This is a genomic window from uncultured Aurantimicrobium sp. (genome assembly GCF_936931525.1).
In the GTDB taxonomy this organism is placed as follows: domain Bacteria; phylum Actinomycetota; class Actinomycetes; order Actinomycetales; family Microbacteriaceae; genus Aurantimicrobium.
On the sequence record NZ_CAKZII010000081.1, the window covers coordinates 38,031 to 56,303 of the forward strand.

The 18,273-nt window shown below is 53.7% G+C and carries 17 protein-coding genes; 8 read left to right on the forward strand and 9 right to left on the reverse strand.

What is annotated here, in order from left to right; translation table 11 throughout:
• The first annotated feature begins 64 nt into the window (after positions 1 to 64).
• A complete protein-coding gene (locus tag Q0362_RS03630; RefSeq protein ID WP_298119859.1) occupies positions 65 to 2,014 on the forward strand; it encodes a beta-galactosidase in 1,950 nt (649 codons plus the stop codon).
• On the opposite strand, the gene galE is transcribed toward Q0362_RS03630, so the two are convergent.
• The 8 genes from galE to Q0362_RS03670 form a co-directional block, all read right to left on the reverse strand.
• On the reverse strand, positions 2,011 to 2,970 hold the full coding sequence (gene galE / locus Q0362_RS03635) for a UDP-glucose 4-epimerase GalE (RefSeq protein ID WP_298119861.1): 960 nt from the start codon (positions 2,968 to 2,970) through the stop codon (positions 2,011 to 2,013). The two genes, Q0362_RS03630 and galE, sit on opposite strands and share 4 nt — an antisense overlap.
• Positions 2,970 to 4,124, reverse strand: coding sequence for a galactokinase (gene galK / locus Q0362_RS03640; protein ID WP_298119863.1), 1,155 nt, complete (start codon positions 4,122 to 4,124; stop codon positions 2,970 to 2,972). Before galK ends, galE begins: the two co-directional genes overlap by 1 nt.
• Entirely contained in the window at positions 4,124 to 5,191 is a 1,068-nt protein-coding gene (galT, locus tag Q0362_RS03645) for a galactose-1-phosphate uridylyltransferase (protein ID WP_298119893.1), read from the reverse strand. Before galT ends, galK begins: the two co-directional genes overlap by 1 nt.
• A gap of 53 nt (positions 5,192 to 5,244) precedes the next feature.
• Entirely contained in the window at positions 5,245 to 6,405 is a 1,161-nt protein-coding gene (locus tag Q0362_RS03650) for an ROK family transcriptional regulator (protein ID WP_298119866.1), read from the reverse strand.
• Positions 6,406 to 6,442: 37 nt separating this feature from the next.
• Positions 6,443 to 8,569 carry an alpha-galactosidase gene (locus tag Q0362_RS03655; protein WP_298119868.1) on the reverse strand — a complete coding sequence of 709 codons (2,127 nt, stop codon included), beginning with the start codon at positions 8,567 to 8,569 and terminating at the stop codon, positions 6,443 to 6,445.
• A gap of 98 nt (positions 8,570 to 8,667) precedes the next feature.
• Complete coding sequence (locus Q0362_RS03660; protein ID WP_298119870.1) at positions 8,668 to 9,999, reverse strand: sugar ABC transporter substrate-binding protein; 1,332 nt, start codon at positions 9,997 to 9,999, stop codon at positions 8,668 to 8,670.
• Positions 10,000 to 10,078: 79 nt separating this feature from the next.
• On the reverse strand, positions 10,079 to 11,023 hold the full coding sequence (locus tag Q0362_RS03665) for a carbohydrate ABC transporter permease (RefSeq protein ID WP_298119872.1): 945 nt from the start codon (positions 11,021 to 11,023) through the stop codon (positions 10,079 to 10,081).
• Positions 11,024 to 11,025: 2 nt separating this feature from the next.
• Positions 11,026 to 11,922, reverse strand: a complete 897-nt coding sequence (locus Q0362_RS03670) for a carbohydrate ABC transporter permease (RefSeq protein ID WP_298119874.1) — start codon at positions 11,920 to 11,922, stop codon at positions 11,026 to 11,028.
• A 152-nt stretch (positions 11,923 to 12,074) separates the two neighbouring features.
• On the opposite strand from Q0362_RS03670, the gene Q0362_RS03675 reads away from it, so the two are divergent.
• Both Q0362_RS03675 and Q0362_RS03680 read left to right on the forward strand, forming a co-directional pair.
• The gene (locus Q0362_RS03675) at positions 12,075 to 13,010 is read left to right on the forward strand and encodes a glycosyl hydrolase family 32 (protein WP_298119876.1); all 936 of its coding nucleotides are present in this window, start codon (positions 12,075 to 12,077) and stop codon (positions 13,008 to 13,010) included.
• A gap of 10 nt (positions 13,011 to 13,020) precedes the next feature.
• Entirely contained in the window at positions 13,021 to 13,995 is a 975-nt protein-coding gene (locus Q0362_RS03680; protein ID WP_298119879.1) for an aldose epimerase family protein, read from the forward strand.
• A gap of 22 nt (positions 13,996 to 14,017) precedes the next feature.
• Here Q0362_RS03680 and Q0362_RS03685 read toward each other — a convergent pair whose 3' ends face one another.
• A complete protein-coding gene (locus tag Q0362_RS03685; protein ID WP_298119895.1) occupies positions 14,018 to 15,013 on the reverse strand; it encodes a 4-hydroxy-3-methylbut-2-enyl diphosphate reductase in 996 nt (331 codons plus the stop codon).
• 88 nt (positions 15,014 to 15,101) lie between these two features.
• On the opposite strand from Q0362_RS03685, the gene xseA reads away from it, so the two are divergent.
• From xseA to Q0362_RS03710, 5 genes are all read left to right on the forward strand, one after another.
• Positions 15,102 to 16,325, forward strand: a complete 1,224-nt coding sequence (gene xseA, locus Q0362_RS03690; protein ID WP_298119881.1) for an exodeoxyribonuclease VII large subunit — start codon at positions 15,102 to 15,104, stop codon at positions 16,323 to 16,325.
• Between the two features lie 2 nt (positions 16,326 to 16,327).
• Positions 16,328 to 16,555 carry an exodeoxyribonuclease VII small subunit gene (locus tag Q0362_RS03695; protein ID WP_280794139.1) on the forward strand — a complete coding sequence of 76 codons (228 nt, stop codon included), beginning with the start codon at positions 16,328 to 16,330 and terminating at the stop codon, positions 16,553 to 16,555.
• Positions 16,552 to 17,187 (forward strand): DUF4245 domain-containing protein, encoded by a 636-nt coding sequence (locus tag Q0362_RS03700; protein ID WP_298119884.1) that lies wholly within the window; start codon positions 16,552 to 16,554, stop codon positions 17,185 to 17,187. Before Q0362_RS03695 ends, Q0362_RS03700 begins: the two co-directional genes overlap by 4 nt.
• A complete protein-coding gene (locus tag Q0362_RS03705; RefSeq protein ID WP_280794137.1) occupies positions 17,184 to 17,840 on the forward strand; it encodes a carbonic anhydrase in 657 nt (218 codons plus the stop codon). The genes Q0362_RS03700 and Q0362_RS03705 overlap by 4 nt, the downstream gene beginning before the upstream one ends.
• A 39-nt stretch (positions 17,841 to 17,879) precedes the next feature.
• A partial coding sequence (locus tag Q0362_RS03710) for a lyase family protein (RefSeq protein ID WP_298119886.1) occupies positions 17,880 to 18,273 on the forward strand: 394 nt, incomplete at its 3' end.

Consider the following 18,273-nt stretch of genomic DNA (forward strand, 5'->3'; position numbering starts at 1 on the left):
CGGCTCTCATTATACGAGCGTGACTTTTGTTTCTTTTACATTGAAAATATGGCACGCTTTTGATGTGCCCCTTCCATTCATTCGCTGGCCATCTGATGCTGCACCCCTAATAGGTTTCGGCGCTGATTACAACCCCGAACAGTGGTCCCGAGAGGTGTGGGCTGAAGATATTCAGTTCATGAAAGAATCCGGCGTGAACCTGGTGAGTGTGGGAATTTTCTCCTGGGGACTCATTGAAGTTCAAGATGGTGAATTCGATTTCAGTTGGCTACATGAAGTCCTAGATCTTCTGCATGCACACGGTATTGCTGTGGATCTTGCAACAGCGACTGCTTCTCCCCCGCAGTGGCTCATTGAAAAACATCCAGAGATTCTTCCCGTCGACAAAAGCGGGCTAACTGCTGATAACTCCAGTCGCCAACACTGGAGACCCACCTCCCCCCTATTTAGGAAATACGCTCTTCGACTGGTCGAGGCGATTGCCACCGAGTTTGCAGAGCACCCAGCACTAGCGTTATGGCACGTCAATAATGAACTCGGGTGCCACAACACTTATGACTACTCCCCCGACGCGGTGGCTCATTTCAGACAATGGCTTCACACAAAATACGGTTCGCTTGAGAAGTTGAACTTTGCGTGGGGCACACACTTCTGGTCTCAAAAGTATTCAAGCTGGGAGCAAATTCAACTTCCTCAGAATCCCATGACGTTTGGCAACCCCACACAGACGATTGATTTCAAGAGATTCTGTTCAGATGTATTGCGGGACTATCTCGACGCAGAGATGGCCGTTCTCAAACGAATCACACCAGAGATACCTGTGACCACCAACTTCATGGTGATGTGGACATACGACGGTGCTGACTATGCCAGCTGGGCCGATCACGTTGATGTCGTCTCCAACGACCACTATCTACACCCAGGCCCTCAGTCGTGGATTGAACAGTCCTTCTCAGCTAGCCACACCCGTGGAATTGCTGCTGGCAAGAACTGGATCTTGATGGAACACTCCACCAGTCAGGTCAGCTGGCAGCCGGTGAATTTTGCAAAACAACCGGGCCAGCTCGAACGAGACAGCGGGACTCACTTTGCCCACGGTGCAGATGCGATCTGTTTCTTCCAGTGGCGTCAATCATCTGCTGGCGCTGAGAAGTTCCACTCTGCCCTCGTGCCTCATGCTGGAAAACAAAGTCAGATCTGGACTGAGGTAGTGGGCCTGGGCGAGAAGCTTTCTTCCTTGTCTCACCTTGCAGGCGCAATGGTTGAGCAGGCAAAGATTGCCATCATCTTTGATCAAGACTCCTACTGGGCACTTGCCAATGATTCGGTGCCCAGCCAAGCAGTGAAGTACCGCGAACATGCTCTGGGCTGGTATCGAGCATTTGTCGAGAGAGGTCATAGCGTTGATGTCATCACGTCACTGACAGCTCTGGAAAGTTACGAAGTTGTCGTTACCCCAAGCCTGTACATGGTCAACGATGAGCTTGCTCAGCGGTTAACGTCCTATGCCGATCAGGGCGGTTTGCTCCTCGGCACATTCCTGACCGGTATCGCTGACGAAAACGACCATATTGCGCCATCGGTTTATCCAGCACGACTGGGGAACCTCTTTGGCGCTCAGACCACAGACTGGATGCCGCTTGCTCCAGAGGAAACCATCATCCTGGAATCAGGCCTCACTGCACACACCTGGTCAGAGAACATCGTTGTGAGCACAGGCAACGTCATCGACACTTATCCAAACGGCAATCCTGCACTCGTTGAAACTGAAAACACCCTTTATGTGTCAACAATTCTCGACACAGCGTCTCTGCGCCAACTTGTTGATCGCATTGCGCTGAAGAAGAGCATTGCACCTGCACTCACTCTGGCTGAAGGCCACCGAGCTGAGCTTCGCGTGAGAGTAACTGCTGATGGATCTCGTTATGGAGTTCTCATCAATCACGACGAAGGACCGGTTTCTGTGGGCAACCACCACATTTCAGAAACGGGTTTCCACGTAGTCGAGCTTTAGCGGGACTCCAGTTCGGCCAACCATGCGTTCTTGATGGTGCCGGCCAAGTCAGCTCTGTTTTCCCACTTCAGATCACGTGCGGCTAATGAACCATCCGCGACGATAAGAGCAGGGTCACCGGGGCGACGTGGATTAATACCTGGTTCAAAATCATGCCCGGTTACTTCGCTCACGGTCTGCATAATTTGCAGAACTGAGACACCTTCACCAGCGCCCAGGTTATAGACAGGCTCCACTGGCAAACCCGACTCGAGACGGCCAGCAGCAGCGACATGTGCTTTGGCAATGTCGCTGACATCGACATAATCTCGCACGCAGGTTCCATCCGGCGTGGGGTAATCATTGCCATTAATGCTGGGGGTTTTGCCAGCCTTGAGCGCTGCAAAAACCAGCGGGATGAGGTTATGTGGACTGGTGTCTCGCAATGAGATATCCCCAGACCCAATGACGTTGAAATATCTCAACGAGGTGTGCTTGAGACCACAGGCCTTCTGCGCATCTTTCAACAGCCATTCGCCAATGAGTTTGGTTTCGCCATAAGGCGATTCTGGGCGCGTGGGCGTCTCTTCTGTTACCTGCGCAACATCAGGAGTGCCATAGACGGCGGCACTGGAGCTAAACACAAATAACTCAACACCGGCGTTGTTACAGGCCTCTAACAGGCGCACAGTCCCTGTGACGTTTTGCTCATAGGTGTGCATCGGGCGCTTGACTGATTCACCTGCGTATTTGTAGCCACCAAAGTGAACAACACCAGTCACTCCCTCAAGAGCTGTGGCCAGCGCATCGTTGTCGAGAAGTGAACCTTCAACAAAACGAGCATCAGGGTGCAAGAACTCTCGATGACCACTGGAGAGGTCATCCAGAACGGTTACGTCATAACCAGCTTCTAGAAATTCTCTAACAGCGTGGGAACCGATATATCCCGCACCACCTGTGATGAGCCATCTCGACATTAGATATCCCTCCGGGCACCCTGGCTGGGAACGACCGTAAATTGAAGTGGGGGCTGATATCCCGCAGCTGTGAATGCCTCAGCAACTGCCGTCATGACCTCGGGCACCTGCGCAGATGCGACGAGGGCAATCGCGGCCCCGCCAAACCCTCCACCGGTCATGCGGGCAGCAACAGCTCCTGCCGCGAGTGATGATTCGACAGCAAGGTCTAGTGCTGGAGTCGAAATCTCAAAGTCATCGCGCATGGAGGCGTGGCTTGCTGCAAAGAGTTCCCCGATCGCCTCAAAATCACGGGCGCCAAATGCTGCAACAGCGTTTTCCACGCGAACGTTTTCGGTCACGACGTGCTTGACACGTCGGAAGGTTTCCTCATCGAGCTTCTGCTGAGTTTCATTAAGCATGTCGGTGGTGATGTCGCGCAGTGTGCTCACACCCATCACGTCCACGGCAGAGTCACACGCCTTGCGACGCGACGCATAACCTCCGGTGGCGTGGGAGTGCTTTTCCTGAGTGTCCATGACGAGAACTTCAAAGTCTCCCAAGCCCAGAGGCACCGCACGGACATCCATGCTTCGGCAGTCGAGGAATATCGCCGAGTCTGGTTCCCCAAACATGGAAGCAAACTGATCCATGAATCCCGTGGGGGCACCCACTACGGTGTTCTCTGCACGTTGACCGGCCAGCGCAATGTCTGAGCGTGACAAACCTGCATCCCAAATGTCATTGAGCGCGATGGCAACGGCGCACTCAATGGCGGCAGAAGAGGACAAACCTGCTCCAGTGGGGACATCGGATGCAAGATAAATATCGAAACCCTCAACCGCGTGACCGGTGAGTTCGCTCAGCACCTGAACAACTCCCAGAGGATAGGCAGACCATCCCTCAAGGGTGGGCGTGGACTGCGCGCCAAAGTCGACTTCGATGACTCCGTGGAAACCTTCGCTTGCTACGCGCACTGTGCCATCGGTTCGCTGACCAATTGCTGCGAAAGTGCGTCGATTAATGGCAAACGGGAGCACAAGGCCAGCGTTGTAATCCGTGTGTTCACCGATCAGGTTTGCGCGGCCAGGTGCAGACCACACACCCACAGGTGAATACCCATACAACTCTTCAAAGTTACGAGCTGCGAATGCAGCATCAATCGTGAGTGCCATTAGATAACGTCCCGAATTGCTGCTGCGGTGACCTCTGGAAGTACGTCTCCGATGAATGCGCCCATGGCGGATTCAGAACCAGCTAGGTATTTCAACTTGTCGGCAGCTCGGCGTGGAGAAGTAACTTGGAGCATCATGCGGACGGTGTCTCTGCCCTTGTTGACTGGAGCTTGGTGCCATGCCGCGATGTAGGGGGTGGGGGTGTCATAGAGCTTGTCGAGTGCACTCAAGATTCGCTGTTGCATCACTGCGAGTTCATCACGTTCTGCATCAGTGAGCTCAGTAAAACCGGGAACATGGCGGTGCGGAAGCATGTGCACCTCAAGTGGCCAGCGTGCGGCAAAAGGCACAAACGCGGTGAAGTAGTCACCCTGGAGAACAACACGCTCAGAGCCTTGTTCAAAGGCCAGAATGTCTGCCATCAAGTCAGGGCCGTACTTCTCAATCGAGGTCAGTAGTTGCTGAGTCTTCGGCGTGATGTAGGGGTAGCTATAGATCTGCCCGTGCGGGTGGTGCAGGGTCACGCCAATTTCTTGACCGCGGTTTTCAAAGATAAACACTTGTTGAACTCCGGGAATTGCCGACAGAGCTTCAGTTCTGTCAGTCCATGCCTCAACCACGGTTCGAGCACGCTGCGGAGCAAGCGTGGCAAAGGAACCATCATGTTCTGGGCTGAAGCATACGACTTCACAGCGGCCTAGAGAAGGCTTGGTTCTGCCCAGGCCAATGGAACTCAGGTCTGAAAGTTCAGCGACAACATCTCCCTCGGCCAGGAATTCAGGGCCAAAAGACGGGGATTTGTTTTCAAAAACCACCACGTCATAGTTGCTGGGAATCTCAGAAGGATTTTCAGGTGTTGCTGGAGCAAGAGGATCAAGGTGCGCCGGAGGCAAGAAGACACGGTTCTGACGTGCAGCGGCAATAGAGATCCACTCCCCTGTCAGAGGATCCTGGCGCATGGTTGCACTCGGCGAGCGCGGAGCGCTCTCCCGACTGTCCTCGAGTCGTTCGGCAGGAAGTGTCGTGTCGGGGTCGTCAAAGTAAATCAGCTCACGGCCGTCAAACATGCGCTTGGAGATTTTTCTGACGGAGGGCACAGCTGTCCTTACTTTGGGGGTGGTTACGCGACCAGAAGTCGGTCGAAAGAGGATTGAATAGCTACCGCAGCAGCACCTCGAGCCCAGGCAACGAAGTTTCCTTCGTCAACAAGGATGGTCAAAGGTGTGAACTCCACTTTGCGGTCACGGTTGATCTCTTCCCACACGACATCTTCAGTGCCCCGGAAGAGCTCAATAGCCTCACCAGCAAGGACAAAAGTGTCCACTAAAGCGAGTGAGGAAACGAGAGCAATCAGGCGTCCAAGTGCCCTGCCTGCTCGGAAGAAGATGTTGCGGGCGAACGCATCCCCTTCCTTGAACAAGGCGACAAGTTCATCAAAAGATACGGTGCGGCCAAAGTGTGCGGTGGCCTGCTCCAACAGAGCTGGGGTTGTCAAGAGCTCAGTAGCGCAGCCCTTGTACCCTTCAGAACACGAGGGGCCGTCAGCATCCAAAATGATGTGCGTACCGATACCTAGACGAGCATCTTGGGTGTTGACCACACGGTCACGACGGACAAGGCCGTAACCAAGACCTGCACCCACAGTGATGACGGAGAAGTCTGTGTGGCCGCGACCTAAGCCGAACCAGTGTTCAGCGCCGGCTACAGCAACAATGTCATTTTCAATGTAAACGGGAATACCGAGCTCCTCTGACAGTGGACCAGCCAGGTCTACGTTTTCCCAACCCAGGAAGGAGGCATACCCGATGGTGCCGTCTTGGTGAACGTATCCACCAATGCTGATACCCAAAGCTTTGACCTCTGAAGCGTAATGAGCTTTTTCAATGAGGTCTTGATACAGCTTCACCAAGATTCGGTGGACAGTGCTGACGCGGCGATCCATGAAATTAGCTTCGAGTCGAACCAGCTCATTGGCTTTGATATCCGTCAACACACCAATGGCCTGATCACCGGTGAGCTTGACGCCCATGTAGTAGCCCGCTTCAGGACGAACATCTAATGGCTTGGTGGGACGACCAGTGGTGTTTTGAGAAAGATCATCAACTTCGTAGAGAATTCCACGATCAATCAGAGCCCGGGAAAGACGCGTCAACGTGGGAAGTGACAGCCCTAGTTGTTCAGCCAATTCGCCTCGAGAGACGGGTCCATGAATCAACACCGCTCGCGCTAAATCCGCAATGGAATCTGGCACAGAAATTTCTACGGTGTCAATTGTCTTCATGAGTAATCCCGTTTCTTAGAAAGCTGTTTGTCTCAGCCTAGGAAACTTTCGTGATTTCAAAGAGAACGGCGTTCTCGGGGCGCAAAATAGGTGGCTGAATACCGATGTCAGCCAGCACTGCTCCCGAGGCAGTGATTGGTTCCGTCATGATTGATGGAACAGCAGTTTGCATACATTGTGCGGGCCCAGCAGGCTGCACAACCTTGACTTCATAAGTTGCTTCAGGATCCAGATCAGTCAACAGAACGGAATCTGGCTTTGTGCTGTTTCCTGTGCTCAGTTGAACATAAGCAAAGAGCGCTTCGGACTTATCGTGAGCGACTACGCCGTGCACAAAGGCAGAGTCTTCGCTGTGATCTACACGAACTACCTTGCCGGAGTGCAGGAGATCACGCTTGTCCTTGTAGTACTGAGCCCACGAAGCGAGGTGAACTCGTTCTTCTGGCGTGGTCTCTGTGAGATCCCACTCCAAACCTGCATGCCCGAAGAGAGAGGTAATGGCACGGAACGACAGTTCGTGCACACGACCAGTGGTGTGGCTGTGGGTCGGGCCGACGTGGGCACCAATCAGCTCAGGGGGAATAGCGAAACCGGTGTAGCGCTGAATGGACTGACGCTCGAGAGCATCGTTGCAGTCAGATCCCCAGAAACGATCAGCATGCTGAACCATGCCCAGGTCAACACGACCACCACCAGAAGAACATGACTCGATTTCAAGTCCCGGGTGACGACGCTTCAGCTCATCAAAGAGTCGATAAATAGCAAGCGTCTGCTCGTGGGCAGCAGCAATACCCTCGTGACCGGGGTCAATCAACGTTCTGTTGTGATCCCACTTGATGTAATCAACTTTGTATTCCGATAGGACAGCATCAACCTGACCGAGGACATGCTGGTAGGCACCCTCATGCGTCAGGTCCAATACAAGTTGGCGGCGTGCTTCAAGAGGCATGCGGCCTGGGATATGCATAATCCACTCGGGGTGTGCGCGATACAGATCGCTATCAACCTGCACCATTTCGCCTTCAAACCACAGACCAAATTCAAGTCCAGCATTGTGAACTGCCGTTACCAATGGTTCTAAACCATCTGGCCATGCTTCGGGTGAAACAGTCCAGTCACCCAAACCAGAGTGATCGTTGCGGCGGGAACCAAACCAACCGTCATCGAGGACGAATCGCTCAACGCCAATTTCCTTGGCAACATCCAGAAGTTCAATGAGCTTTCCTAGGCGGTGATCGAAGTAGACCGCTTCCCAGACATTGAGAGTGAGTGGACGTGGCTTCAGCTTGGTGGGGTGCTGCTCACGTGCACGAACCCAGCGGTGGAGGTGATCAGAAATACCGTTGAAACCGGCATCCGTATAAGTAGCTGCGACGGTGGGAGCTGAATAACTTGTACCTGGAGCAAGAACAATCTCTCCTGGCTCCAGAAGCTCACCAGCGCCAATGGCTTTGTAGCCGGTTTCTTGCTTATCAATGGAGTGTTTGGTGTTTCCGCTCCAGACAAGACCCAAGCTCCACACTTCGCCAGAGGCATTGTTGGCTTTGTCAGTCATGGCCAGCTGAACGATTGTGTAGCCATGGCCAGAGCGACCATCGCGAATTTCGCGGGAGAAGGTTCCGTAGTTGATGGGAAGTCGTTGTGGCTGGCGTTCTTTGACCCATCTGCCGTGGAAGTCCATGCTTTCAACAGCACGATCTGGAAGCGGCATCCACACAGTGAGTTCGTCCACTGCGTAGTCACTGGAACCAGTGTTGGTGACCTTCTCATCAATGAGAAGGACACCCTCAGGGGTCAGTTCGAACTTCACGGTGACTTCGAGTCCTGCGTTGTCATCAGCAGAGACGAAGGTCAATACGTTGTGTGAACTTGCGACAGTGCGTAAAGAAAATAAAGGAGCCCAGTCAAGACGACCCCGTCGACCTACGAGGGAGGAAGCACCAAAGAAGCCGCGGGCGCGTTCGCGCCACAAACCGGGGTTCTGAGGAAAGTCAAGGTCTGAATGCGGAGTCGCCTCGGCTAGGAGTCGAGAGATCTGGCTGGGTGAGGTGCTGCCAGCAAGCTTGCGGCCCCAGTGCGCGACGACAGGAGTGCCTGTCGCGGTATCAACAATCAGTTCCACATCAGAAGTAGAAATGCTGAAGGTTGTCTCGGTGCTCTTCATGGGGGGCCTTTAGGGAAACTAAATGAGTGTGAGTGAATTGTAAGTAAGTGGGTGGGCGCAGAGAGGAAACTTGCGCCCACCCACTCATTACGTTGTTATTACTTGAAGAGGTCGTTGACCTTCTTGTTGGCGTCGGTGAGGGTCTCTACCCCAGCCTTGCCAGACATGATTGCTTCCATTGCTGGAGTCATGATTGCGCCGATGTCCGACTTGAAGTCAGTGATGGGGAACAGGAACGTAGTTCCGTCCTGCACCTGAACGAGGAAGGACTCGACATCAATACCCTTTGCGTTGAAAGCAGCTTGTGCCTTCTCAGTTGAGGACTTGATTGCGGGGAATACAACAGCGTTACCTGCAACGACATCCTGGCAAGCAGGTGAGCCGAAGTAAGCAACGAGCTGCTGAGACTCAGCTGGGTGCTTGGTGCCAACCCAGATGTTGTCTGCAAGACCGTTGTACATCGAAGCGCGTTCGCCTGAAGGACCAACAGGAGTTGGCGCAGCTGCAGGAGCGAAGGTGTCGCTAGCGGAACCGAATACGGAACCGATCATCCACGAACCGTTAGATGCCATAGCTACGGTGCCAGCAGCAAGCTGCTCGCTCCAGCTCACGCCATCCTGTGCTTCCCAAGTAGGCATGTAACCCTTGTCCTGGAGAGACTTCCACCATGCGATGGTTTCCTGGAATTTAGGGGAGTCGTAGTTGTACTTGTCGCCCCAAACGCCGTTGGTGTGGGTCCAGTCGTTGGTACCGGTGAGGAACGACCACTGAGTTTGGCCATCGCCACCACCAGAGCCTTCCATCCAGATACCGTAGGTGGCTACGTTGTTCTTGTCGAAGCCAGGCTGGTTTCCGTGTACGCCGTTCTTGTCAACGGTGAGAGCCGCGATGACCTGCTCGTAGGTTCCACCATCGGTGGGGTTCCAGGTCATGCTGTTGATCTGCTCCGTAGTGACGCCTGCTGCTTCGAGATCATTCGCGTTGTAGAACATTGCGATGGTGTCGAAGTCCTTGGGGAGTCCGTATTGTTCTCCGCTTGGGCTGGTCCACAGTTCAGCAAGACCATCTTGGTAGATGCTCAGGTCAATGCCGTTCTTCTTAGTGTCAATAGGAAGGATCTGCTTCGTGTTTACGAACTCAGGGTAGAAGGCAAGGTGGCTGGTGAAAACGTCATAGTTTTCGCCAGAAACAAAGCCGTTGTTGATCTTTGCCCAGTAGTCATCCCAACCGATTTGCTCAACATCAACCTTGATGCCAGTTTCAGCGGTGAAATCTTCAGCACACTTCTGGTACGAGGGCAGCTGGTTTGCGTCCCACAGACCGTACTTCAGCGTGACATCTCCGGAGTCGCTGCTTGTAGCGCAGCCGGAGAGACCGAGTGCTGCAGTAGCAATGACGGCGCCGATGGCAACCACTTTCATTGTTTTCATTGAACTCAACTTTCTTATCTCTTGGTTTTAGTGAGACCAGGGTTGGCCTGCACCGATTTATCCGAGGTGATGTAACCGACTACTTCACACCCGAAGACTGAATCGATCCGACAATCCGACGGCCGAAAATGAGGAAGATGATGATGATGGGGATTGCCGCAATCAGCGCACCAGCCATGAGTCCTGCCCAGTCAGGGTTTCCCTGTGGGGTCTGGCTCCGGAAAATTCCGAGTCCGACGGTCAGCAACTTGGAATCTTCTGACTGTCCGACCAAGAAGGGCCAGAGGTAGTCATTCCAATAGAAGATGAACTGCAAAATCGATAGCGTCAGAATTTGTGGCATGACCAGCGGTGCCGCAACTACCCGGAAGATGCGGAAGTGGCTTGCACCATCAATAGTTGCTGCTTCAATGAGTGATCGGTTGATACCGAGGAAGAACTGTCGTAGGAAGAACACCGAAAAAGGTGCCATAAACATTGCCGGTAGTGCGATACCGAGATAGCTGTTCAGAAGACCCAACTCTTTGACGAGAAGGAAGTTAGGCAACAGGGTGAAGATTCCGGGCACCATCAGCGCAACAAGGAAGATGGCGAATACAGTGTCTCTGCCTCGCCACTGCAAAATAGCAAATGCATAGGCTGCCAACGCGCCAAATCCGATTTGGAATACGACAATCAGGGTGCAGACAATCAGAGAGTTACCCATGTAGTGAAGGAAGCTGATCTGACCACCAGAACCACCTTCTGCAATCGCTTCCTGGGTCGTCGCCAATCCCAAAACACGCTTGATTGCACCGAATGTGAAATCAACAGGAGCCAGGCTGGTCGCATCAGAGAACATGGACTTGTTCGTTGAGAATGCAGTACGCAGCATCCAATACAGCGGGAACAGAGTTCCCAAGATGATGAGAGTGAGTGCAGTGAGCCCGAAGAAACGAGCTACTGGTGACTTCACGAGTGCTGACGAGTCTTCGTTTTCGACCTGGCGGCGCTTGCTGTTGATGAATTCAGATAATTTCGACATGATCAGCGGTCCAAATCGTTCTCGTTAGCTTTGAGCAGTTTGTTCTGAGCGATGGCGATGAATGCCAGGAAGATCATCAAGATGACTGCCATGGCAGATGCGTAACCGAAGTTTCTCTGCTCGAATGCCTGCTGAAAGATGTAGACGTTGATTGCTCGTGTTGCGTGAACTGGGCCACCCTCAGTGGTCACTGCGATGGTGTCGTAAATCTGGAACGAACCAACGAGGGTCACAACGAGGACGAAAGCGAGTACGGGCCGCAACAAAGGCAACGTAATGCTTCTGAAAATGCGCCATTCTCCAGCACCATCTACCTCTGCTGCCTCATACACATCACGAGGAATCGCAACAAGTCCCGCGAAAATCAGGAGAGCCGTGTAGCCGACGTGTCGCCACACGTTGACGAAAGCGATGGTGGGCATAGCGAGGGTTTCGTTACCGAAGAAACCCATTCGCTGAATTCCCAGTCCGTCAAGTGCTGAGTTAATCAAACCCAGGTTGTAGTCACACAGCCAGTACCAGACCAAAGCAACAATGACGTTGGCAATGAGGTAGGGAAGAAGAATAATTCCGCGGATAACTATGGACCGAGTAAATCGGTGAAGCAACACTGCAATCAACAACGCCAAGACGGTCTGAATACCGATGTTGAGGAACACGTATTCGAGCGTTACGCCAATTGAGTTTAAGAAGATGGGATCTTGAAACATATTCACGTAGTTGTCGATGCCGGTCCAGACGGGATCTCGCAGCATGTCGTACTCAGTGAAGCTAAGGTAAATGCCTCGTAACGCAGGCCAGGCAAAGAATCCAAAGAACCCAATGAATGAAGGGATGAGGAACACCATCGCAATAGCGAATTGCGATTGGGTGAATCCCTTTTGGGTGGTTGTAGCCACGTGGTGTCCCCTTTGACGGCCCGACTAATGTTTGTGGTAAAAAAAAGATAGAGTTTCTTTCATGATGAAATCAAGTCCAATTCATTGAATTTTCGACTTTGTTACCAATTCGTAATTATTTTCACAGCAAACAAAAGTGAGAGGATGGGCACATGATCGCACTTCACGACGACTGGGTATGGGATTCCTGGTACGCACAAGATGGCGAAGACCTCCATGTCTTCTACCTTAAAGCCCCCAAATCACTGGGTGACTCCGACAAGCGCCACCACAATGCCCAGGTTGGACACTCCGTTTCCACCGATGGGGTGAACTGGACCGAATTGCCAGATGCTCTCCTGCGCCGAGAAGGCGAATACTTTGACAGCCAAGGAATTTGGACCGGAAGTGTCCTCAAACACAACGACGTGTGGCACATGTTCTATACCGGCATCGACAAGGAATCAAAGGGCCGAATTCAACGAATCGGTCATGCCACTTCTTCCGACCTCATCACGTGGGAACGTGTTGGGGACGAGCCCATCCTCACCGCTTCAGGTCCCTGGTATGCCACGAGTGAAACTGATCCCAAGGATGAAGAGCCTTTTAGGGATCCGTGGGTTTTCTTTTTCGAAGATCAATGGCACATGCTCGTCACTGCACGTGACACAACCGGCGATGGAACCATGGCGCACGCGGTCTCGAATGACCTCTCTTCCTGGGAACTCAAGGAACCGCTGCTCTCCAACGCGCAATTCGACCAGCTTGAGGTATTCCAAGTTGTCGAAGTAGATGGACGCTGGGTTCTCATTTTCTGCGCTGCTCCTCAGGACATTCACCGCCCTGGTATTGAGAAAACATATGCAACCTTTGCAGCTCCAGCCGCAGGGCCTTTAGGGCCGTTCAATCTGGGTGCAGCCACCCCTATCCCACCTGATGGTGGGGTTTATGCTGGCCGCATCGTGACCTTTGCCGACGGAAGTCACAATCTTTTTGGCTTCAAAGATTCTGGGGCTCCCGGAGAATTCACTGGAACAATCAGCTCCCCCATTCCGGTGGAATTACATCACAATGGTGCGCTTCGACCGGTAGCTCAACAAGTCGGATAAAACTGATTTCATGAATTCCACGCAGATCACTCTGAGGCATCCTGTTGGAACCTCAGCAGTGCTCTCCACCTGTGGCGCACGTCTGGTAAAACTGCACGTTCCCGACAAACACGGCATCTTGACCAATGTGGTCCTCGGGTTTTCCAATCCAGACCACTATGAAGAATTTCAGGATGACCTCATCGGGGCAACTGTAGGCCGCCTTGCCGGAAGAGTTGAGAACGCCACCTTCATTCGAGATGGTTTCACGTATCCACTTACCGTCAACTCCTCCCCACATCACCTTCATGGCGGTGGGGAGGACGCTCTAGACCGCGTGAACTGGCAAATTTCAGAGCAGACAGAATCTGAAGTGACGTTCACACATATGAGTGTCGACGGAAATAACGGCTATCCAGGCAACCTCACTGTCACCGCTCGTTACAGTCTGACGTCAGATATGAGCTTGTTGATTGAATACACCGCAACCACGGATCAGACCACACCCGTCAACCTCACGCATCACTCCTACTGGAACCTCAGTGGAGCGAACCAAGAAGACCTTTCAGGTCACGTACTCAAAATATATGCTTGTGAAGTTCTTGACACCCACGACCTGATTCCTACTGGCGAAGTTTCTTCTATTGAAGGAACTGATCTCGATTATTCAGAACCCACCGCACTAGCCAAGAGGCCATGGAAAGAGCTCGACAACAGCTTCATCTCCAATGAACCGGGGGTTGTCGCAGAGTTGTGGCACCCCGGCACGGGAATCACACTTTCCCTCACCTCTCAACAACCCGTTCTCCAGGTCTATGCAGGTAAATTCCTCAGCCCGATAAACAACGAAGACGGATCACACATTGGTCCAGGGCGTGGATTAGCGCTGGAGCCTCAGCACGTCAATAGCGCCATAAGTAGAAGACCTGAGTTGCAGACAACCCTCTTCGAGCCAGGAATGACCTACTCCAACATCATGAAGTTCGCGTTTAGCACCGCCAGATAAATGTCGGTGTTGCGACTGAGGTCTAAGAAGCGCGCTTAGGGCGCAGTTCTTTCGGCAGCGAGAAGATGAGGTCTTCTTCAGCTGTCTTCACTTCCTGGATGTCTGTGTACCCACCGGAAGCAAGTACTTCAAGCACGTCCTGAACGAGCTCTTCGGGGACAGAAGCACCGCTGGTGACACCGACCGAAGAAACTCCTTCGAACCATTCCTGCTTGATTTCGTCAGCGAAGTCCACACGATAGGACGCCTTGGCACCGTATTCGAGGGCAACTTCAACCAAGCGCACTGAGTTCGAGGAGTTCGCTGAACCGACCACAATCACGAGATCCGAATCAGCAGCCACCTTCTTGATGGCAACCTGACGGTTCTGGGTGGCATAACAAATGTCATCGCTGGGGGGATCTTGCAAGTTGGGGAAGCGTTCGCGCAGTAGGCGAACGGTTTCCATGGTCTCGTCCACGCTGAGCGTGGTCTGAGACAACCAGACAACCTTGTTGGGGTCCTTGACCTCGATGTGAGGAACAGCGTGAGGACCATCCACGATGGTGACATGGTCGGGGGCTTCGCCGGCAGTTCCTTCGACTTCTTCGTGACCTTCGTGCCCAATGAGCAAGATTTCATAGTCGTCACGAGCAAAACGCACCGCTTCACGGTGAACCTTGGTCACCAGCGGACAGGTGGCATCAATAGCCTGCATGTTGCGAGCTTCAGCTTCGGCCACCACCGCTGGGGAGACACCGTGAGCTGAGAAGACGAGGTGTGAACCTTCAGGAACTTCGTCAACCTCATCGACGAAGATTGCACCTGCTTCTTCGAGCGTGGTCACGACGTGCTTGTTGTGAACGATTTCCTTGCGCACATACACAGGTGCACCAAAAGATTCCAGGGCTTTCTCCACTGTGATGACAGCGCGGTCAACACCGGCGCAGTAGCCACGAGGAGAAGCGAGAAGGACGCGCTTGGGCTCAGGGGAAGGAAGTTCCACCAGAGTGATCTTGGGGCGGGGGATGCGGGGCATGCCCAGACCAATATTCGTTGCGCTCACAGCTTCAAGTGTAGGCGACTGAAGGTGAGGTTTGTCCGGAGTCTCGACTACCGTAGAAGGTATGAGTGAAGAGGCATCGACCCCGGAAGATCCGTGGCCCGTTGCTGCCCTCACCAGCAAACTCAAGGCGTATCTGGATCGCCTTGGTTTGGTCTGGGTTGAGGGTGAAATTACGCAGTGGGATCAGCGCTCCTCAGGCATCTTTGGCAAGCTCAAAGACCTCACCGAAGACTCCACCATGGGCTTCACTATCTGGTCCAATGCCCGCACCAAGATGCCTGATGACATCAAGCAGGGTGACCGCGTCATCGCGCTGGTCAAGGTCGACTTCTGGAAGAAGAACGGAAACCTCGGCCTCAACATTCTTGAGCTGCGCCATGTTGGTTTGGGTGACCTGTTGGAGAAACTGGAGCGCTTGCGCGCGCAGTTAGCCAAAGAAGGTCTCTTCGATGCGGACCGTAAGGTTCCGCTGCCGTTCCTCCCCCAGTGCATTGGTCTCATTACCGGGCAAGACTCGGACGCCGAAAAAGACGTTCTCAAGAACGCACACCTGCGCTGGCCCCAGGTTGAGTTCAAGGTCATCCACACCAAGGTGCAGGGCGACCAAACCGTCCCTGAAGTCATCGCCGCTATTCAGAAACTTGATGCAGACCCCGAAGTGGATGTCATCATCGTGGCCCGAGGAGGTGGCGACTTCCAGAACCTGCTTCCCTTCAGCGATGAGAAGCTGGTTCGCGTTGCCGCAGCCTGTGTCACTCCTCTGGTCAGTGCTATCGGCCATGAGGCCGATGCTCCGCTTCTGGATAACGTGGCCGACCTCCGCGCTTCAACGCCTACGGATGCCGCCAAGCGAGTTGTTCCTGATGTGGGAGAAGAATTGGCACGCGTTGCCGATGCGCGCAGCCGCATCAACAACCGCGTGACGTCTTTCCTCACCGGCGAGCTCGACCGCCTCGAGACGTTGCGTTCTAGGCCCGTCCTGGCAGATGCGGACTGGATCATCACAACGCGTGCGGAAGAGATCGTGCGGAACGTTCAACGAGGCTCTGACCTGGTTGATCGCGCGCTGCACAACGCAGCTCAGGAAACCTTGTCGTTGAAGACCCAACTGCGAGCGCTCTCACCCCAGCAGACGCTGGATCGTGGCTATGCGATCGCCGTATTGCCTAATGGCAAGGTCGCACGCTCCGCCAAGGATGCGCCTTCGAAAACAGAATTTGCTCTCACCCTGGCCGAGGGCACTATCGACGCGGTTTCGGCCGGTCCACGGAAGGTAGAATCGTAACTATGGCAGCACCAGTAGATGTCTCGAAGCTCAGCTACGAAGACGCACGTAATGAGCTTGTTGCTGTTGTTTCTCAGCTTGAGCAGGGAAGCCCCACTCTGGAAGAGACTCTGGCTCTCTGGGAACGCGGCGAAGCACTGGCCAAGCGCTGTGAAGAATGGCTTGTTGGTGCCAAAGAGCGTCTCAATGCTGCTCGTGCTGGATTAGACACAGGCGCTGCCGCCGAATGAGCAAAAAGCCCAAGATTGTTGCCGAGCTAGGTCGTCCTGAGACACCAGCAGAAACTGCTGCTCGTAAGCAAGAGAATTCCAGGCTCTACAAATCTCGCAAGACCATCAACAACCTGGTCTACTCACTATTGGTGACTGTTGGTCTCGTCGCGGTGATCTACTTCCTGGTCCCCCGCGCTGAGGGTGAACCTAACTGGCAAGTTGACTACATCTCCGAGAGTCAGGTTGCCTCGCAGTCTCTCGGTGAAGACCTCCTGGTTCCTGCCATGCCTGAGCAGTGGCGAGCGAACGCAGCAGAGCTGCGTAATGCCGCAAACGGCCAGGTCACCAGCTGGTACATCGGCTTCATTACCCCCAACGATAAGTTCATTGCGTTCAACGAAGCTTTCGATGCAAACGAAACCTGGGTTTCGAACGAACTCAAGGATTACCCCGCCACCGGTGAAGTCACTATTGATGGCCAGGTGTGGACCGAGTACGACAATCGCTCTATGAGTGACGCAGGAAACGTCCAGTATGCATTGGTAACCTCCTCTGGGCGTTCGACTGTTGTCCTCTTTGGCACCGCAGACAACGCTGAATTTCTCCAACTAGCTACTTCGATCACGGCAGACCTGAGGAGCGCGCAATGACCAAGACCACCCCCGCTAAGGCCTGGGAAGAGATGACCCGTGGTAACGAACGCTTCGTTACGGGCGCTCCCGCTCACCCTCGTCAGGACGTTGACCGTCGTGCTGAACTCGTGGCAGCCCAGCGCCCTATGTCGGCACTGTTTGGATGCTCTGACTCCCGACTCGCTGCTGAAATCATCTTCGATAAGGGACTCGGCGACCTGTTCGTGGTTCGTAACGCGGGCCAGATCATCTCTGACTCAGTGGTGGGTTCGTTGGAATATGCCGTCAGCGTTCTAGAGGTTCCCCTCATCGTTGTGCTTGGTCACGACAACTGTGGTGCGGTCAACGGTGCCATCAACATGCTGGGACCCGATGCCAACCCGCTTCCACCCCACATTGAGTCCCTAGTTTCGCGCATCGTTCCGGCTATCCGACGCGTTGCGGGCAAAGCTGGACTCTTTGCACCTGATGGCTCGCTGGATCCCCAAGCAGTTGATGCTCTCGAGGTTGGCCGTGAACACCTGCGCGACACCATCGCTGAACTCATGGAAAGCTCTGAGCTCATCACTCAGGCCATTGCCGAGGGAAACCTCGCCATCGTGGGCGCCAACTACCGACTCGGTCAGGGTCGTGTGCAGCCTGACGTTGTGGTCGGCGACATCGGCATCTAAGAACCTTCGCTCCACCTCACCACCACAGCAAGGACGCTCATGGCTCAGAACACAGACTTCCGCATTGAGCACGACACTATGGGTGAGGTGCTGGTGCCTATCAACGCGCTCTACGGCGCTCAGACTCAGCGCGCAGTGGAGAACTTCCCCATCTCAGGCACCACACTCGAGCCTGCACACATTGCCGCATTAGCCCAGATCAAGAAGTCGGCGGCTCTCGCTAATGCAGAACTGGGTGTTTTGAACCAGAAGATTGCAGACTCCATCGCCTGGGCTGCAGATCAAGTCATTACGGGTAAGTATGACGACCAGTTCCCCATTGATATCTATCAAACCGGATCAGGCACCAGCTCGAACATGAACATGAACGAGGTCTTGGCAACCCTTGCTTCAAGCAAGCTCAAGAAGCCCGTACATCCCAACGATCACGTGA